Here is a 507-nt window from a genome sequence, read left to right as displayed (position 1 = left end):
TATTAACTCGCGCGGTCAAGAAGTGCAAGGGAACAAAATTTTTGTTCAAACACTATCAGACAAAACGCAGAAAATTGATGACTCATTTGCCGTTTATCTCGATATCGAACACGCGAATTTAGCGGATTTACACATCACGTTGACGTCGCCACAAGGCCAGTCTGTAGTGCTGTTTAACCATCAGCCGAGTCAATCGGGTGGGTTTACGGGCTATTTCACGGTTCAGCACGATCCACAGCTGCAAGCATTGGTTGGAGAGCCTAGTTGGGGAACGTGGCGACTAGAAGTCTCCGATCGGGTGGTCGGCAACTCGGGCGCACTAAAAGCGTGGGGTGTGAGTCACTTTAACCAGTATCAGTGCGGTGCTGATACCACTTCGAAAAGCAACGGCAATGACTCGGGTGGGAGTGGCTCACCTTGGGCGCTCTTTGGCTTGCTTGTGCTTTCAATGTTGAGAGTGGTTCGCTCTCGTAATAACGATTCATCAAAAAGAAGGTAAGACCTATG

1 protein-coding gene is annotated in these 507 nt (G+C 48.9%); it reads left to right on the top strand.

What is annotated here, in order from left to right:
* A partial coding sequence (locus R7Q46_RS30590) for a proprotein convertase P-domain-containing protein (protein ID WP_318078767.1) occupies positions 1 to 499 on the top strand: 499 nt, incomplete at its 5' end.
* Positions 500 to 507: the final 8 nt, after the last annotated feature.

The organism is Vibrio sp. 811 (genome assembly GCF_033339195.1).
Note: the sequence above shows the minus strand (reverse complement) of the source record. Positions and strands in the feature narration are given on the sequence as shown.